Annotated in this window: 12 protein-coding genes and 1 tRNA gene; 9 read left to right on the forward strand and 4 right to left on the reverse strand. The window is 62.9% G+C overall.

Features of this window, described 5'->3' with window-relative positions; all coding sequences use genetic code 11:
* Positions 1-31 precede the first annotated feature (31 nt).
* The 6 genes from AC06E7_RS10320 (at position 32) to AC06E7_RS10345 (ending at position 8,108) form a co-directional block, all read left to right on the forward strand.
* Positions 32-979 (forward strand): bifunctional riboflavin kinase/FAD synthetase, encoded by a 948-nt coding sequence (locus AC06E7_RS10320; protein ID WP_478064490.1) that lies wholly within the window; start codon positions 32-34, stop codon positions 977-979.
* Positions 976-3,807, forward strand: coding sequence for an isoleucine--tRNA ligase (gene ileS, locus AC06E7_RS10325; protein WP_306989411.1), 2,832 nt, complete (start codon positions 976-978; stop codon positions 3,805-3,807). The genes AC06E7_RS10320 and ileS overlap by 4 nt, the downstream gene beginning before the upstream one ends.
* Positions 3,807-4,325, forward strand: coding sequence for a signal peptidase II (gene lspA, locus AC06E7_RS10330; protein WP_068850210.1), 519 nt, complete (start codon positions 3,807-3,809; stop codon positions 4,323-4,325). The genes ileS and lspA overlap by 1 nt, the downstream gene beginning before the upstream one ends.
* A 33-nt stretch (positions 4,326-4,358) precedes the next feature.
* Positions 4,359-5,309: a 4-hydroxy-3-methylbut-2-enyl diphosphate reductase gene (ispH, locus tag AC06E7_RS10335; RefSeq protein WP_478064493.1), complete on the forward strand. Its 951-nt coding sequence runs from the start codon at positions 4,359-4,361 to the stop codon at positions 5,307-5,309.
* A gap of 259 nt (positions 5,310-5,568) precedes the next feature.
* Positions 5,569-7,452, forward strand: a complete 1,884-nt coding sequence (locus AC06E7_RS10340; RefSeq protein WP_478064495.1) for a M61 family metallopeptidase — start codon at positions 5,569-5,571, stop codon at positions 7,450-7,452.
* Positions 7,449-8,108, forward strand: a complete 660-nt coding sequence (locus AC06E7_RS10345) for a lysoplasmalogenase (RefSeq protein WP_478064497.1) — start codon at positions 7,449-7,451, stop codon at positions 8,106-8,108. The genes AC06E7_RS10340 and AC06E7_RS10345 overlap by 4 nt, the downstream gene beginning before the upstream one ends.
* Before the next feature lie 206 nt (positions 8,109-8,314).
* Here the strand turns inward: AC06E7_RS10345 and treA are convergent, their stop codons facing one another.
* Positions 8,315-9,931 (reverse strand): alpha,alpha-trehalase TreA, encoded by a 1,617-nt coding sequence (gene treA, locus AC06E7_RS10350; RefSeq protein ID WP_478064498.1) that lies wholly within the window; start codon positions 9,929-9,931, stop codon positions 8,315-8,317.
* 229 nt (positions 9,932-10,160) lie between these two features.
* Here treA and AC06E7_RS10355 point away from each other — a divergent pair, with 229 nt between their 5' ends.
* From AC06E7_RS10355 to AC06E7_RS10365, 3 genes are all read left to right on the forward strand, one after another.
* Positions 10,161-11,765: a beta propeller repeat protein gene (locus AC06E7_RS10355; RefSeq protein WP_478064500.1), complete on the forward strand. Its 1,605-nt coding sequence runs from the start codon at positions 10,161-10,163 to the stop codon at positions 11,763-11,765.
* Positions 11,766-11,881: 116 nt separating this feature from the next.
* Positions 11,882-11,957: transfer RNA gene (locus tag AC06E7_RS10360), tRNA-Thr, on the forward strand.
* Between the two features lie 574 nt (positions 11,958-12,531).
* Complete coding sequence (locus AC06E7_RS10365) at positions 12,532-13,983, forward strand: protein kinase domain-containing protein (protein WP_478064502.1); 1,452 nt, start codon at positions 12,532-12,534, stop codon at positions 13,981-13,983.
* Positions 13,984-14,097: 114 nt separating this feature from the next.
* On the opposite strand, the gene AC06E7_RS10370 is transcribed toward AC06E7_RS10365, so the two are convergent.
* The 3 genes from AC06E7_RS10370 to AC06E7_RS10380 form a co-directional block, all read right to left on the reverse strand.
* The gene (locus AC06E7_RS10370; protein ID WP_478064504.1) at positions 14,098-14,355 is read right to left on the reverse strand and encodes a hypothetical protein; all 258 of its coding nucleotides are present in this window, start codon (positions 14,353-14,355) and stop codon (positions 14,098-14,100) included.
* 163 nt (positions 14,356-14,518) lie between these two features.
* Positions 14,519-15,424 carry a hypothetical protein gene (locus tag AC06E7_RS10375; RefSeq protein ID WP_478064505.1) on the reverse strand — a complete coding sequence of 302 codons (906 nt, stop codon included), beginning with the start codon at positions 15,422-15,424 and terminating at the stop codon, positions 14,519-14,521.
* 306 nt (positions 15,425-15,730) lie between these two features.
* The gene (locus tag AC06E7_RS10380) at positions 15,731-15,970 is read right to left on the reverse strand and encodes a hypothetical protein (RefSeq protein WP_478064507.1); all 240 of its coding nucleotides are present in this window, start codon (positions 15,968-15,970) and stop codon (positions 15,731-15,733) included.
* Positions 15,971-15,990: the final 20 nt, after the last annotated feature.

The raw sequence follows: 15,990 nt of genomic DNA on the forward strand, positions 1-15,990 counted from the left end.
CATCGGTCCTGACGGGCCGGATTCCCAGTAGATGACCAGGTTGTTCAGAAGCATCGAAGGCGGGCCTTTGTTCCCGTACGGAAGCGTGGTCTGCATCGGCGCATTCGACGGCCTGCACCTTGGCCATCGTGCGCTGGTGCGGCATGCGGCCGCGCGTGCCCGCGCGCTGGGCGTTCCCGCCGTGGCGGTCGCGTTCGAACCGCTGCCGCGCGAATACTTCGCCCAGGGCGAGCCGCCGCCGCGGCTGACCCTGGCCCGCGACAAGGTCACCATCCTGCGCGATTTCGGCGTGGATGCCATCGGCCTGCTGCGTTTCGATGCGGCCATGGCCGCCATGCCCGCCGAAGCCTTCGTCGAACAGCTGCTGGTCAACCGGCTGGGCGCGCGCGAAGTGTGGATCGGGCCGGAGTTCTGCTTCGGCAACCGCCGCCGCGGTGACCTGGCCCTGCTGCAGGCCATGGGCGCCGAACGCGGCTTCAGCGCCGGCGAGATCGACCCGGTGGATTTCCACGGCGAGCGCATTTCCGCCACCCGCATCCGCCAGCTGCTGCGCGAGGGCGATTTCGCCCATGCGGCTGATCTGCTCGGGCGCCCGTATGCGATCGGGGGCAGGGTAGTGCGCGGGCGCCAGCTCGGCCGCACCCTCGGCTTCCCCACCGCCAACCTGCGCTTCCCGAAAACGCCGGCGCTGGCGGGGATCTATGCCACCTGGGTGCACGGCGTGTTCGACCAGCCGTGGCCGTCGGTATCCAGCTTCGGCACCCGGCCGACCGTGGACGGGGTGGAGCCGCTGCTGGAAGCGCACCTGTTTGATTTCCAGGGCGACCTGTACGGTCGGCATATCCAGGTTGAGTTCGTCGCCAAGCTGCGCGACGAAGAAAAGTTCCATGATCTGGCGGCATTGACCGACCAGATGCACCGTGACGCCGATCAGGCCCGTCACATCCTTTCCGAACACAGATTGCGAGCCACTGCGTGAGCCAGGACTACAAAGCCACCCTTCATCTGCCGGCCACCGAATTCCCGATGCGCGGCGACCTGCCCAAGCGCGAGCCGGGCATTCTGTCGCGCTGGGAAGACGAGGGCCTGTACGCCCGCCTGCGCGAAAACGCGCAGGGTCGCCCGCTGTTCGTGCTGCACGACGGCCCGCCGTACGCCAATGGCCAGATCCACCTGGGCCATGCGGTCAACAAGATCCTCAAGGACATCATCGTCAAGTCGCGCTACCTGGCCGGCTTCGATGCGCCCTACGTGCCCGGTTGGGATTGCCACGGCCTGCCGATCGAAATCGCGGTCGAAAAGAAGTGGGGCAAGGTCGGCGTCAAGCTCGATGCCGTCGAGTTCCGCCAGAAGTGCCGCGAGTACGCCGAAGAGCAGATCGACCTGCAGCGCCGCGACTTCAAGCGCCTGGGCGTGATCGGCGATTGGGACAACCCGTACAAGACCTTGAGCTTCGATTTCGAAGCCAATGAAATCCGCGCGCTGTCCAAGATCTTCGCCAACGGCCACATCGTGCGCGGCGCCAAGCCGGTGCACTGGTGCTTCGATTGTGGCTCGGCCCTGGCCGAAGCGGAAATCGAGTACCAGGACAAGACCTCGCCGGCCATCGACGTGGCCTACGTAGCGCGCGATTCGGCGCAGCTGGCTGCGCGCTTCGGCGTGAGCCTGCCGGCCGATGTCGAGGTCGCCGTGCCGATCTGGACCACCACCCCGTGGACGCTGCCGGCCTCGCTGGCGGTGTCGCTGGGCGCGGATATCCAGTACGCCCTGGTCGAAGGCCCGGCCCATGCCGGCAAGCGCCGCTGGCTGGTGATCGCCGCGAGCCTGGCCGAGCGCGCCCTGCGCCGCTATGGCGTGGAAGACGTCGTCGCGCACGGCCATGCCGCTGGTGCCGCGCTGGAAAACCTGCTGCTGGCCCACCCGTTCTACCCGCAGCGCGATATCCCGCTGCTCAACGGCGCGCACGTGTCCGATGAAGACGGTACCGGCGCGGTGCACACCGCCCCCGGCCACGGCCAGGAAGATTTCGTGGTCAGCCAGCAGTACGGGCTGATGGACAACTACACCGCCGCCCAGATCAACCCGGTGGATGGCCGTGGCGTGTACCTGCCGTCCACCCCGCCGGCCGGCGAGGTGGTGCTCGCAGGCGTGCACCTGTGGAAGGCGCAGCCGCTGATCGTCGACGTGCTGCGCGACTCCGGCGCGCTGCTGTCGTTCGTGGAAATCGTGCACAGCTACCCGCACTGCTGGCGCCACAAGACGCCGGTGGTGTTCCGCGCCACCCCGCAGTGGTTCATCTCGATGGACAAGGCCAACCTGCGCAGCGATGCGATGGCCGCCATCGACAACGTCGGCTGGTTCCCGAGCTGGGGCAAGGCGCGCATCGGCAGCATGGTCGATGGCCGTCCGGACTGGTGCATCAGCCGCCAGCGCACCTGGGGCGTGCCGATCGCACTGTTCACCCACCGCGAAACCGGCGAGCCGCACCCGCGCACCGTCGAGTTGATGCAGCAGGTGGCCGACCGCGTGCAGGCCGGCGGCATCGACGTCTGGTACGCGCTGGACGCCGCCGAACTGCTGGGCGATGAAGCGGCGCAGTACGAGAAGGTCACCGACATCCTCGATGTCTGGTTCGACTCGGGCGTCACCCATGAAGGCGTGCTGCTGGAGCGTGGCTTCGGCAAGCCGGCCGACCTGTACCTGGAAGGTTCCGACCAGCACCGCGGCTGGTTCCAGTCCTCGCTGCTCACCGGCGTGGCCATCGACAAGCACGCGCCCTACAAGCAGTGCCTCACCCATGGTTTCACCGTGGATGAGAAGGGCCGCAAGATGTCCAAGTCCCTGGGCAACGGCATCGAACCGCAGGACATCATGAAGACCCTGGGCGCGGACATCCTGCGCCTGTGGATCGCCTCGGCCGATTACAGCAACGAAATGTCGCTGTCGCAGGAAATCCTCAAGCGCAACGCGGACGCCTACCGGCGCCTGCGCAACACCGCGCGCTTCCTGCTCGGCAACCTGGACGGCTTCGATCCCGCCCAGCACCTGGTCGCTCCCGCCGACATGGTCGCGCTGGACCGCTGGATCGTGCACCGCGCCTGGGAGGTGCAGGAGAAGATCAAGGCGGCGTACACCGGCTACAACATGGCCGAAATCGTGCAGCTGCTGCTCAACTTCTGCAGCGTGGACCTCGGCTCGCTGTACCTGGACGTCACCAAGGACCGGCTGTACACCATGCCGACCGACTCGCGCGGCCGCCGTTCGGCGCAGAGCGCGATGTACCACATCGCCGAAGCGTTCACCCGCTGGATCGCGCCGATCCTGACCTTCACCGCCGATGAGCTGTGGGGTTACCTGCCGGGCGAGCGCAAGGAAAACGTGCTGTTTGCCACGTGGTACGAAGGCTTGGTGCCGCTGCCGGCCGATGCCGCGATCAACGCTGCCGATTTCGACCAGTTGCTGGCCCTGCGCGAGCAGGTGGCCAAGGTGCTCGAGCCGATGCGCGCCAACGGTGCCATCGGTGCCGCGCTCGAAGCGGAAATCACCGTCGCCGCCAGCGAGGAGACCGCCGCGCGCTGGCAGCCGCTGGCCGAGGAACTGCGCTTCCTGTTCATCAGTGGCGATGTCAGTGTGCGCCCGGCGACCACCGACGAGGTGTTCGTCAGCGCCCAGCCGACCACCAAGCAGAAGTGCGTGCGCTGCTGGCACTACCGTGCCGACATCGGCAGCGTGGCCGCCCATCCGGAACTGTGCGGTCGTTGCGCAAGCAACGTCGACGGTGCCGGCGAAGACCGGAAGTGGTTCTGATGGCCGCCCCGCGTCCGCGCCCGAGCGCGCTGGTGTGGCTGGTGCTGTCGGCCGCCATCATCATCCTCGACCAGTGGAGCAAGGCCTGGGTCCTCTCCAGCCTGCCCGAGTACCAGCCGGTGGCCGTCATCGACGGCTTCTGGAACTGGTACCGCACCTACAACACCGGCGCAGCGTTCAGTTTCCTGAGCGACGCCGGTGGCTGGCAGCTCTGGTTCTTCACCGCGCTGGCGGTGGGCATCAGCGGCCTGATGGCGTTCTGGCTGTCGCGCACCCCGCGTGCGCACTGGCGCAGCGCCGTGCCGTACGCGCTGGTGATCGGCGGGGCCATCGGCAACGTCATCGACCGCCAGGTGCACGGCCACGTGGTCGATTTCATCCAGTGGTACGTGGGTGAGCACTACTGGCCCTCGTTCAACATCGCCGACGCCGCCATCGTGGTCGGTGCCATCGGCATCGCGGTGTTCGGCCTGTTCGACGGCAAGGCCGCCAAAAAGGCGGATAATGCCAACCCGTAACCCACCGCCGGCCGCTGCCGGGAGACCTGTCTGATGGATGTGCTGCTCGCCAACCCGCGTGGATTCTGTGCCGGTGTCGATCGTGCGATCGAGATCGTCAAGCGCGCGATCGAAACGCTGGGCGCGCCCATCTACGTGCGCCATGAAGTGGTGCACAACCGCTTCGTGGTGGACGACCTCAAGCAGCGTGGCGCGATCTTCGTCGAAGAACTCGACGAAGTACCCGACGGCAACACGGTGATCTTCAGCGCCCACGGCGTTTCCCAGGCCGTGCGCCAGGAAGCGGACCGTCGTGGCCTGAAGGTGTTCGACGCCACCTGCCCGTTGGTGACCAAGGTCCACTTCGAAGTGGCGCGCCACTGCCGCGCCGGCCGCGACGTGGTGCTGATCGGCCACGCCGGGCACCCGGAAGTGGAAGGCACCATGGGCCAGTGGAAGCAGGAAGCCGGCAGCGGCACCATCTACCTGGTGGAAGATGTGGAGCAGGTGGCCACGCTGGAACTCAAGCAGCCGGAAAACTTCGCCTACACCACCCAGACCACGCTGTCGGTGGACGACACCCGCGGCATCATCGAAGCCCTGCGCACCCGCTTCCCGGCGATGCAGGGCCCGAAGAACGACGACATCTGCTACGCCACCCAGAACCGCCAGGACGCCGTGCGCGACCTGGCCAAGCGCTGCGACCTGGTGCTGGTGGTGGGCTCGCCGAACAGCTCCAACTCCAACCGCCTCAGCGAACTGGCGCGCCGCGATGGCGTGGAAAGCTACCTGATTGACGGCGCCGACGAGATCGACCCGGCCTGGGTGCTGGGCAAGAAGCACATCGGCCTCACCGCGGGTGCCTCCGCACCGCAGGTGCTGGTGGATGGCGTGATCGAGCGGCTGAAGGAGCTGGGTGCCACCGGCGTCGGCGAGCTTGAAGGCGAACCCGAATCGATGGTGTTTGCGTTGCCGAAGGAATTGAGGCTGCGCCTCATTTCCTGATCGGTGTGACGACCAACGGTCGTCACCTACCTTTCCTGGCGTGACGACCAACGGTCGTCACCTACCGTTCCTGGCGTGACGACCAACGGTCGTCACCTACCGAACGGTGCGTGCCTTTGCCGTTCGTGGCGGAAATCGCCCGGTAGATACCGACCGTTGGTCGGTACGCTCTTTCGCACCGAAGACATGACCTTTGGCCATGGGGCTGCACCTCCCCGCAGGTCTAGCATCGATCCTTTCGTATGCCGGAACCGTCTTCATGAAACTGCGTGCCGCCGTCCTCTCCGTGCTTCTCGCCGCCACCACCACCGACGTGCACGCGCAGACACCCCCGCCGCAGGACGTCGCCTTCCCGGGCACGCTGCGCATCGACGTGGACGCACGCGACATCGGCCGCCGCATCTTCAAGGTCAAGGCCACCGTGCCGGCGCAACCGGGCCCGCTGACCCTGCTGTACCCGCAATGGCTGCCCGGCGCGCATTCCCCCAGCGGCCCCATCGACAAGCTCGCCGGCCTGATGGTCACCGCCAACGGCAAACCGCTGGCGTGGAAGCGCGACCCGTACAACGTGTACGCCTTCACCGTGGACGTGCCGCAGGGCGCCAGTGAAGTCGTGGCCAACTTCAACTTCCTCTCCTCGCAGGGCGCAGGGCAGGGCCGCGTGGTGATGACCCCGGAAATGCTCAACCTGCAGTGGAACGCCAACTCGCTGTACCCGGCCGGCGTGATCACCCGCAACATCCAGGCCCAGGCCAGCGTCACCCTGCCGCCGGGCTGGGCCTACGCCACCGCGCTGGACACCGAGCGCCGCGATGGCGACACCGTGGTGTTCAAGCCGATCAGCTACGACCACCTGGTGGACTCGCCGCTGTTCGCCGGGCGCCACTACCAGCAGTTCGACCTCGACCCCGGCGCCAAGGTGCCCGTGCACCTCAACGTGTTCGCCGACGACGCCAAATCGCTGGTGGCCAAGCCCGAACAGCTGCAGGCGCACCGGGCACTCGTGCAGCAGATTTACAAGCTCTACGGCGCACGCCACTTCGACCGCTACGAATTCCTGCTCGCGCTCACCAGCAAGCTCGGCGGCATCGGCCTGGAGCACCAGCGCTCCAGCGAGAACAGCGGCGATACCGGCTACTTCACCGAGTGGGACAAGACCTGGCTCGGCCGCGACCTGCTGCCGCACGAATTCAACCACTCCTGGAACGGCAAGTACCGCCGTGGCGCCGACCTGACCACCGCCAACTTCAACGTGCCCATGGGCGACAGCCTGCTGTGGCTGTACGAAGGGCAGACCCAGTTCTGGGGCCACGTGCTGGCCGCACGTTCGGGCCTGTGGAGCACCGACCAGACCCGCGACATGCTGGCGAACGTAGCGGCGACCTATGACCGCGGCCGCCCCGGCTTGGCCTGGCGCAACCTGCAGGACACCACCAACGACCCCACCATCGCCCAGCGCCGCGCCCTGGCGTTCCGCAATTACCAGATGAGCGAGGACTACTACTCCGGCGGGCAGATGGTGTGGCTGGACGTCGAAGGCAAGTTGCGCGCCTTGACCGGCAACAAGCGCAGCATTGATGATTTCGCCAAGGCCTTCTTCGGCATGCACGACGGCGACTGGAACGTGAATCCGTACACCTTCGATGAAGTGGTCAGCACCTTGAACGGCATCGCCCCCTACGACTGGGCCAGCTTCCTGCGCGAGCGCCTGGACGGCCACGGCCCGCTCACCGGCGGGCTGGAAGCCGCCGGTTGGAAGCTGGTCTACACCGACACCCCGAACGATGCCTACAAGGCGCAGGAAACCCGCGCCAAGAACACCAACCTGCTGTACTCGCTGGGCGTGGCCGTCACCGACGGCGGCGCCATCACCGACGTGCTGTGGGACAGCCCCGCCTTCAACGCCGGCCTGGCCCCGGGCATGAGTGTGCTCGCGCTAAACGGCCGCGTGTTCAAGGGCGAGGACCTGAAGGACGCCGTGGCTGCCGCCAAGACCGACAAGGCACCGCTCACCCTGCTGGTGCGCAACTTCGACCGCATCGACACCGTCAAGCTCGATTACCACGGCGGCCTGCAGTACCCCTCGCTGCAGCGCATCGCCGGCAAGCCCGACCGCCTGGCCGAGCTCTGGAAAGCGCGATGAACCTGCGCCGCGACGTGCCGATTATGCTGGCGGCAACTGCCGCTATCGTCGGCGCGTCGCTCGACGGCGACGGCCGCTGGCTGCACTGGATCGCCAAACCGCTGGCCACGCTGCTCATCGCCTCCATTGTCTGGCGCGCCGATGCCGCACCGCCTGGCTACCGCCGCGCGATCCTGCTCGGCATGGCGTTTTCCTGCATCGGCGACATCGCCCTGATGCTGCCGTTCGACGCCTTCGTGCCGGGCCTGATCGCCTTCCTGCTCGCGCACGTCTGCTACATCGTCGCCTTCCGCGAAGGCTTCAGGGCAGGGCGGGGCATGCTGTTTGCAGCCGCATTGCTGGCCGTATTCGCCGGCATCAACCTGGCCGGCCTATGGCCGTTGCTCCCCAACGACCTGCGCATCCCGGTAGTGGTTTACGTGGTAGTGCTCGCGCTGATGGCCACACTCGCCCTGGCGCGCGCATGGACAAAGAACGCGGCAACACCATCGGCACCCACAAGCATCCGCTGGGCCGCAATCGGCGCAGTGCTGTTCGTCATCAGCGACTCCGTACTGGCTTGGGACCGCTTCGGCGGCGGCCTCCCAGCCGCAACCCTGTGCGTACTAAGCACCTACTACGCAGCGCAATACTGCATAGCCCGCTCGGTCCCATAACGGCTCGCACGCACCTGTTGGCATGACCGGGGTTGGACGACTGGCATTACTGCCTGCATGACGCGGCCGTGGTGGCGGCTTTACCTGTGCTGCCGGCACGGCACGGCACGGCACGGCTCTGGTAGGGTCGGTTCCCAAACGACTGCCGACTTCGCCAATCACTGCTGTAACGCATGACCCCGGCCGGAGATGCGCTCTTCGCGTGATCACTCCCCGACATCGCCCGCCGACTCACACCGCTTCCCTTCATCACACAACCGATCCAACAACGCCAACGCCACCCCGTTGCTCCACCCAAACCCATCCTGCAACGGGTACTCACCGCCACCACCACCCCCAGCCGACCCATCCACCACATACTTCTCCACCAGCTTCCCCTCACGGTCATACACCGTCTGCACCGTTCGCAGGAACCGCACGCCAATCTGCTGCGCCAACGCATCCTGCCGGTATCGCTGCAACCCATCCACGGCCACCCACTGCAACGGCGCCCACCCGTTCGGCGCATCCCACTGCTGCCCGGTGTTCTCGGTGGTGGTCAACAACCCGCCCGCACGCACCAGCTGCACCTCCACCGCCTTTGCGGTCCGCTTTGCCTGCGCTGGGCTAGCCACCTGCAGCCACAACGGGAACAACGCCGCTGCCGTCAGGGCAGGGCGGGGCGTGCCGCGCTCCAGATCACGATCGGCATACCAGCCTTGCCGTTCATCCCACAGCAGCGCGTTGATCGCCTGCTTGCGCTGCTCGGCCAGGCGTTCGAAAGCGCGCGCCACAGAACGCTCACCCGCCGCACGGCTGGCGCGCGTGATCGTGGTTTCCAGGTGGAACAGCAGACTGTTCAGATCCACCGGCACAATCTCGGTGGTATGGATGCTCCCCAGCTCCGCCGAATGCACCAGCCACCGCGAACTGAAATCCCACCCCGATTCCGCCCCGGCCCGCAGATCGCGATACACCTGCGAAGGCGCGCGATCCGGCACCGTGGCCGCCGTAGCCAGATCATCCGTCCACGACTCGGTACGCGGCACTGCCCGCGCATCCCAGTACCGGTTGAGCAGGCTCCCATCATTCATCCGCACCACCCGCTCACTGGCCGCACCGGGCGCCAAACCCTCCGCCCCACGCATCCAGAACGCATGCTCGGTGCGCAGCTGCGGCAGATACCGGCGATACGCGTCATCCCCCTCATGCGTAGCCAGCAGATCCACCATCAAACTGAAGAACGGCGGCTGCGACCGGCTCAGGTAATAGCTGCGGTTGCCATTGGGAATATGCCCGTACTGGTCCAGCTGCCAGGCAAAGTTGTCCACCATGTCGCGCACCTGCTGCCAGCGGCCACTGGAGGCCAGGCCAAGCAGGGTGAAGTAGCTGTCCCAGTAGTACACCTCGCGGAAGCGCCCGCCGGGCACCACATACGGCTTGGGCAGCGGCAGCAGCGAACCACGCGGGTCCACGGTGTCGGTGGTCCGGGTCAGCACCGGCCACAGCCCCTCGATATGCGCGCGCAGGGTTTCCCCGGCAGGTGGCACGTAGGCGGCTGACTCCGTGGGAACGGTGAAGTGCGTGGCCACGAAGGCGGGCAGGGTGTAGGCGGGCTGCGCCTGGGCCTGGCCCCATTCGGCCAGCAGTGCGTCGGCATCCAGTTTCGGCACCGCATCGGCGAACGTCTTCTGGTCCTTGAACAGGTGGGCGCGCTGCACCTGCTGGAACAGGGGCTGCCACTGCTGGTCAGGCGGCGCAGGCACAGTGGCCTCGGCCGCAGCCGTGGTGGCGAACAGCAATGAGGCGATCAGCAGGCCGGGCAGGCGGTCACAGGGGGACATGCGGGGCCTCCAGATGATGGTCCACGCACTTTACGGGCGGTCACGTCAACGCGGGGTGGCTCGGGCTGAACCGTCGCGCCTCGATGCGCGATCTTCACGCAGTCAGACGAACCCGCTACCATCTCCCGTGGGCACGTCGCTGGGGAGCGTCGTGCCTTCAAGGATGTCGCTCATTCCAGTGTCGTTTGAGCCTGCCGGTCGGTGTGACCGGACTTCAGGGAGAGATCGTATGCGCAGCACGTTGTTGACGGCGGTTCTGCTGTTCGCAGTGCCGGGTATCGCAGTGAGTGCACCACAGGAACCGGCCAAACTGGTGGCGACCCATGGCTATGCCTATGCGTCGTTCTCCAAGGGCGGGCGCGATGTACTCGTTGTCAGCCCGGTGGGCAGCAAGCGCGAGATCCGTATCGACATGGCGGCCGCCGTTCCGGCCGTTGCCAGCATGCAGGCGCTGGGCATGTGGTTGCCGGCGGGCAACTATCGTATTACGGGATGGGGCTTTCTGCCGTGGAAGGACGGCCCGACCTTCGAGGTCAAGCCTGGCCGGGTCACGGATCTGGGCGACTACGTTGCCGTGAACGTGGGTGGTTACAAGACCGTGGTCGTCCCTCTCACCCATGACGAGCATCCGGGAAGGGTTGCCGCAGCGGCGCAACCGTTCGCGTCGCTGCTGACCGACCCCGTACCGCTCCGCCCTGCCACCTTGTCGCTGTCGCCGGCCATGGAGGCGGGTAATCCGGATACCGGGCTGGGCCCCATCGTCAATCTGCTGATGGCCTATGATCGCAAGGTCAACAAGACGTCCACGATTGAAGCGCTGACATCGGCCAAGGATCCTGATGCGTTTCTCCGCCTGATCCGAACAGTCACCGTACCGGTACAGGACGAGCCAGCCATTCTCGCCGACGGCACCATGTATTTCCCTGCCGACTTCGGGCAGCTGCGCAAGCGCACGCGGGACGGCCAGTGGAGCAACGTCGGCATGGACACCGTGCGCAAGATCATGGCGGTGGAGGCGCACGACGGACGCCTGGTTAGCGGGAGCGATGACGGCTACATCCGCGAAAGCCGCGATGGCGGCGCCACCTGGGCCGAGCTCGCGGCGCTGGGCAGCATGCGCTCGGTTGTGGACATCGATCACGCGGGCGGCCGCTGGGTCGTGACCACCGCAGAAAATGCCGATGCTTTTGTACCAGGGCGCATCCCGCTGGCGCCGCGACTGCAGCCACCGGCCAAGGCAGTGCGCCTTCGCGTGTACGTCGCGCAGCGCGATGACCTGGGTGACCTGACGCTCTCCCGTGAGTTGCCGTTGGAGGGAAAAGACATGTGGGGCTGGCTGGGCGCGCAGGGACAACTGGCGGGCAGCGACTACTATCTGTTGGCGGGCAACACGCCGCAGCGACTCGATCTGGCCACCGGGCGTTGGAAGTCCATCGCGCCCAGGGAGCGGACGTCCTCACTACGGGTCAACCCTTCCACGGGGGTGCTCGCGGCGCTCTGGAGCCAGGGAGCCTTCTCGAAGGTCTATTACTCGACGGATCGTGGCGAGAGCTGGCAGCAGATCGGCCGGCCGCCCTATGTCATCTACGATGTGCAGATGGATACCGCTGCCTCAGGCTGGGCGACTCGCTGGAACGTCAATACCTGGGGTGGGGTCTGGGAGCTCTATGCCTATTCGTCGCAGAAGAACGACTGGGACATGACCGGCGAGGCGCCTTTCAACTGCAAACCCATGCGAGTGGGTGTCGAGGCACCGGTGCTGTGCTTGGCCGCCGATTCCAGCATCTTCGCGCTGCGGGATGGCAGCTGGAAGGTCGAGTTCTCCGCGCAGTGAGGGGAGGGGGCAGGCTTGGCCGCCCTGCGGCTCGGTAGGGCCCGTTCAGCCGGCCGGGGCGGTTCCGCCAAGGCAGATTGACCCCCGGCGCCCACCCCCTTAGAATTGCCAGCTCAGCCGGAATAGCTCAGTTGGTAGAGCGGCGCATTCGTAATGCGTAGGTCGTAGGTTCGATTCCTATTTCCGGCACCAGTTGCTTCAAAGGCCCGCGGAAGCGGGCCTTTGTTGTTTTAGATGATTTCCGCCAGCCTTGCCTAATTGGGTGGCGATGAACTTTCGCTGCCAATGTCCCTCACCATCCGAACGTGCCTGGACTCCATTCTAGTTAGGCATTCGGCGCAAACAGCACTCACTCCTTCCTTGGGTATCGTGACTGGTGGGGTAGGAGGCCCTATTTCGCGCAACGTCTTTGGCCTACAAGTAGCGCAGCTGTATGGCTGAGCTTGAATGGTTGCCCGGCGTTCCGAGAGCATTGCGCTCCGCTCTGAATTTAACAGATCGTCTTGAAGCGAGTCCAAGAACAAGCCAAGATTACGTAGTTAGATACTACCCTTGGGCTTATCGGCTCGATAGCGCGCGGGAGTATACGCTCAACACGTTTGCAGTGAGCTGCTCCGAATTGCGAAAACGGCGCTCAGCGTATCCAGCCAGGAGTGCGGAGTAGTGTGCTTTTCCTCACGGATCCAAGGAGGACCAAATTAGCATCGTCAAATACTTCAAAGCTAATTCACTTGAAACCGCGGTCGGAACCTTCACATATCAAGAGGTGATTGGAGAGGGTGGTAATGCCGTCGTCCTTGCTTTCATTAAGGAGGGGCAGCCGTATGCCGTCAAGCTGCTTCCTGACGGGCGCTTCACTTCGTTGGCGCGTTTTCGCGACGAATTCTTCTGCGTGGCGCAGATTCCAAGCCACATCAATGTAACGCGTGCATACCATCTAGATAGAACCAGCATTGATGGAAAGGCTCATTACTTAATTGTGATGAAGCGTTATCATGCAAGCTTGCATGGTCTTGGCAGCGCCTCGGATGAGGATGACGCGATTAAGGCTGGGCGCGGGTGGAAGCTGTTGCGGGATCTTCGGGATGGTATTGAACACCTTCACAATCATGGCATTGTTCACCGTGACATCAAGCCGCAGAACATTTTCTTTGATCGGCAAGAAAATGCATTTGTTGTCGGGGATTTGGGCGTTGCCTATTTTTCCGATGAATTTTTCGCGCGCGAGGCGAAAACCAAGCTGTCCGAACGCTTAGCAAATTTTGCGTGCTGTGCACCGGAGCAAGTAACACCCGGGACGCAGGCAGCGACCACAATGGATGTCTTTGCGCTAGGACAGGTGCTCAATTGGTATATCCGCAACACTTTTGTACGAGGCGGCGGACGCGAGGCTTATAAAGGTCCAAACAAGGAGCTTGAGATCCTTGATAGGATTATTGATAAGTGCATCCAGAGTAGCCCAGAACGACGGTTCCGGGATATGGGGGAGCTGAGGGCCTTCGAACAGCAACTACGTAATCCACCCAAGGACGCCTGGAAGCCGTTGCGGGATCTGGATGATGCGATCAGGGCGTCAATTCAGAGGGCGCCCGAGTTTTACGAGACAGACCAGAAAGCTATTATTAATAGGTTTCTGGAAAATTTCGCGGCGAAATGCGATCCCAGTGACTTCTGGTACGCCCTTTCTAATGGCGGAGACAATGTTCTCAGCGCGATCTCATTACTGGAGAGCGGTCGATGGCTGCTTCACGGAACATACGAGTGTGTCATCGAGAAGTTGATCTGCTACAAGTATTCCGGCGAGTGGCAAAGTTTCTTTGTTCTGCTGTTCTCCGCGGACGAGCCATTTGAGATATCCGATCCGGACGGCCAACTGGTGTCGCGACCTGACACGTCCGGTTGGCGTCAGGATGCTGCGACGTGGTACGAAGGACGCTACATTGAAGTGGATGATGCCGCGAATGGATACTACTTGCACGGTGATGAGATGATCCGGATAGACCATGCAAAAGCGCAAATGCGGCATCGCTTTCTACAGCCTGACGCTCTTCTGATTGCTCCCTCGACCTCCGGAATTATCCGATCCATGGACAGGACGTCAAGCGAGATATTTCTAGCTGATGTGGTCACTTCCGGAACAACGGATAAGTCAAAAATTCGTGATCTTATCGAGGCGACAATGGGTGCAACCAGTCGAGAGATAATCGAGCGCTTGTGACATTGAGTGAGTCAGCGCAAGGAGTGAGTCAGCGCAAGATTGCTCTTCCTGCGCGGGCGTACACGTCCGCGTATGGCCTCATCGCGGGCTATATGGGAGGGCGATTTTTTCATTTCAACACCTAGGTGCTATATCGTGATCGGTTGACTCAATGGTGCCTTTAACCAGCATTACGATGGGAAAAGTGCTGAGCAGGACCATGATGAGGTTGGTGGCGACAAGCCAGGCTAAGAAGTAGATGTAGCCTTGCGTTGGAATAACGAAGAATAGTCGAACCGAGAGAATAAAGGTGATTGCCAGCTCAAGAATGGTGACCCCTATGGTAAGGAGTAGGGTGGTCAGGTGACCGCGTCTCTGGTACTTGGCGAGCACGGACGATCCTGACATGATGCCAAAGAGTGCCAATACAGCGGCTAGGAAGCCTGCCATTGTAAATGCGAAGCTTCCCAGGAGAGAGGCGAGTGACTCAAGCCGGCCTGCGGAAGCGGTGAGTATGCAGGCGGCTTCGGCGGGTATCGCGAAGAGTACCGTTAGGCTACTTAGGTGGCTTAGTAGGATTATTAAGGTCATTAAACGTAGCGGCTTGGATTCCACTATTCGCCCTCATCTCTCTCAGTTTCTCGTTCAGTAGCGCGTTACTCTTTATTTGTTTGTCGAAGTCGCGCTGAATTTTCGAGTCTGTGTCGCCACTTAAAGGGTTTCGGACAATTCCCTCACCCACGAGGTATATGTCTACAACCTTGTCTGCCAATGCCGTGACGGCGCGCGCTTCAAAGTCGCTTACGCCCGCACTGCCAATTGTCGAGGACATGCCCGCCAACACTGGTTTGATATTGCCGCGACTTTTCTGCGGGCGAATTGTAATTTCAATCGGACCCACTTCATCGTAATGTTGCTTGAGCTTTCCAGAGAGAAATTCCACGAGATCTTCGTGCAATTTATTGCTACGCTGCAGTTCGACCGTAACCTTTCCGACCCTCGTCAGTTTTGAGATGTCCTTTCTTGCCATCTGGTGAGTGAGGGCGACCGCGTGAAATTTGTAGGGTAGATTAAGTGCGTCGAGAACCGCGTTAATGAAGTCCGCAAAGGTTGCGCATCTGGGGGATAGTATCTTGCAGGCGATGCCGAAGAAGTCATCGCGAATGTTGACGTATGAGGCAAATCCTGCCGAGTCTCCTGCAAGATGGGATTTCAGATCGGCAAGAGTGAGGTTGTTTGCATCAATCTTCTTGATGATCTCGTTGTCTAACGTGTGGAGGAAGAGGAAATGGTCCCCTGCCGTGTGGATGAGGTACAGCCTTTCACTGTTATGGGTAAACTTAGCTTTGAAGATCGGTGTCTTCCAGGAGCAGAACTTTAGCAAGAATGGACGTATATCCACCCGGTACTGTGTAGTTCCATTTCCTTTGGTTACGTAATACTGGTAGTACGTGGCTTGCATAATTGCTCCTTCGCAAAGTCCTGTTTCGCAAAAAGGGCGGGAATAATTCTAGCGAACGTCAGTCGCATAACCTGCGACAGACGATTCATGATTTGGAGCAATTTACGATACGGTAGCCATCCGCCTTGCCGAGCATATCAGCTATTGGACGGGTGGGTGGTGCCGCTACGGCATGGGTCGGCAAATGGCTAAATCGTGCGATGACAGACGAAAGCTGGTGCCCAAGTCGGGTGGTCGTTCCGTTTTTACGACTGATCATTGCGTGTTATCTAAGCAAGGCGAACAAGGGTTGCCGGAGGTGGCCGCCTACTGACGCCGCGAGCATCGCAGAAGCACTGAGCGGGCATTGCTCAGTGGTCTCGCCACACGCGCATTTGCCCATGGAAGCACCGCCACCAGTTGCGCGCCCAGCAGCAACGCCAGGACGTCCAGCCCGATGGCGTCCACCAGCAATGCCAGCGGCAGCAGCTCAAGATTGCAGGCGAGCAGCAGGACCAGCACCGTGGTGGTGGCGGCCAGCAACTTGGCTCTGGAGATCTTCGGCATCAGGGGCTTCCCAAGGCGGT

The organism is Stenotrophomonas sp. Steno-Z4, assembly GCF_056393145.1.

Excerpts from the sequence above, each read along its gene's own strand:
- AC06E7_RS10340 (WP_478064495.1), top strand. The coding sequence starts at position 5,569 with ATGAAACTGCGTGCCGCCGTCCTCTCCGTGCTTCTCGCCGCCACCACC.
- treA (WP_478064498.1), bottom strand. The coding sequence starts at position 9,931 with ATGTCCCCCTGTGACCGCCTGCCCGGCCTGCTGATCGCCTCATTGCTG.
- AC06E7_RS10320 (WP_478064490.1), top strand. The coding sequence starts at position 32 with ATGACCAGGTTGTTCAGAAGCATCGAAGGCGGGCCTTTGTTCCCGTAC.
- AC06E7_RS10345 (WP_478064497.1), top strand. The coding sequence starts at position 7,449 with ATGAACCTGCGCCGCGACGTGCCGATTATGCTGGCGGCAACTGCCGCT.
- ispH (WP_478064493.1), top strand. The coding sequence starts at position 4,359 with ATGGATGTGCTGCTCGCCAACCCGCGTGGATTCTGTGCCGGTGTCGAT.
- AC06E7_RS10375 (WP_478064505.1), bottom strand. The coding sequence starts at position 15,424 with ATGCAAGCCACGTACTACCAGTATTACGTAACCAAAGGAAATGGAACT.
- AC06E7_RS10380 (WP_478064507.1), bottom strand. The coding sequence starts at position 15,970 with ATGCCGAAGATCTCCAGAGCCAAGTTGCTGGCCGCCACCACCACGGTG.
- lspA (WP_068850210.1), top strand. The coding sequence starts at position 3,807 with ATGGCCGCCCCGCGTCCGCGCCCGAGCGCGCTGGTGTGGCTGGTGCTG.
- AC06E7_RS10355 (WP_478064500.1), top strand. The coding sequence starts at position 10,161 with ATGCGCAGCACGTTGTTGACGGCGGTTCTGCTGTTCGCAGTGCCGGGT.